This window comes from Novosphingobium percolationis (assembly GCF_020179425.1).
Taxonomy (GTDB): domain Bacteria; phylum Pseudomonadota; class Alphaproteobacteria; order Sphingomonadales; family Sphingomonadaceae; genus Novosphingobium; species Novosphingobium percolationis.
This window is the reverse complement of record NZ_JAILYM010000025.1, coordinates 1-1,057: the sequence shown is the minus strand read 5'-3', so window position 1 is coordinate 1,057 and position 1,057 is coordinate 1. Positions and strand designations below refer to the sequence as shown.

Here is a 1,057-nt window from a genome sequence, read left to right as displayed (position 1 = left end):
TAGAGCGTTTTTCGATCATTCCGGGTCATATCCGCATGAGGTGAAGTAGTTGGCGCATTCGCCGGGCTGGAAGATATCGACGAGCCTGCCGATCAGGTCCCACAGCCCATTGACGGTTCGCTCACCGATCTTTCTGAGCATGGCCTTAAGGCGCGAGAAGGCCTTCTCGATAGGATTGAAGTCGGGGCTGTATGGCGGGAGGAAGCGCAGGGTTGCGCCTGCGGCCTCGATCCTCTCGCGCACCGACGCCCGCTTGTGGCTCGAGAGGTTGTCCATGATGACCACGTCGCCGGGGCGCAGCTCCGGTATGAGCACCTGGGTGATATAGGCTTCGAACCAGTCGCCGTTGATCGGCCCGTCGAGCACCATCGGCGCGATCATGCCGGTCATGCGCAGCCCGGCAACCAGCGTGGTCGTTTTGCGGTGGCCATGCGGGAAGCCCATCCGCAACCGCTCACCCTTCGGGCAGCGGCCATGGCTGCGGGTCATGTTGGTAGCGGTCCAGGTCTCATCGATGAAGACGAGACGTTCGGGTTCCAGATCGATCTGGCCTTCGAACCATTCCCGGCGCTGCTTCAGGATGTCGGGGCGGTCCTGCTCGATTGCATGGCCAGTCTTTTTTTGCGCGTCATTCCGCGACGCATGAAGAAGCGATGCAACCCGGCGACGGAGACGATCAGGCCGATCTCGGCCAGGCCCGCGCGCAGTTCCTCAAGCGAGATGTCCTTGCGCGCCTCCCAGAGAGCGAGGATGTCTGCCGCACGCTCTTCCACCCGGCGCGAGCGCATATCGCCGCCTTGTAGCTTCGGGACAAAGCCGCCAGTCTCGCGCCGCTGTGCCTGCCAGCGGATCGCCGTCGATGGAGCAACGCCAAAACGAGCAGCTGCAGCCCGGCAGCTCAGCCCATCATCAACCGCCGCCAAAAGTCGGGAACGCAAATCCATCGAAAGGGTGTGAGCCATCCATGCCGGCCTCCTTCACCAGCACGGATTCTGAATCAGAAATCACATCCGACGGGAATTCCCTCGCGATTCAAAACGGTCGAAAAACGCTCTAG

1 protein-coding gene is annotated in these 1,057 nt (G+C 61.7%); it reads right to left on the bottom strand.

Translation table 11 applies throughout. The features are described 5' to 3' along the window. Positions 1–15: 15 nt before the first annotated feature. Positions 16–962 (bottom strand): IS630 family transposase gene (locus K3A84_RS20250; protein WP_404823193.1). Its coding sequence is split into 2 segments (ribosomal slippage): positions 16–626 and positions 626–962, totalling 948 coding nucleotides; the frame shifts between segments, so codons are not numbered across the junction. Positions 963–1,057: the final 95 nt, after the last annotated feature.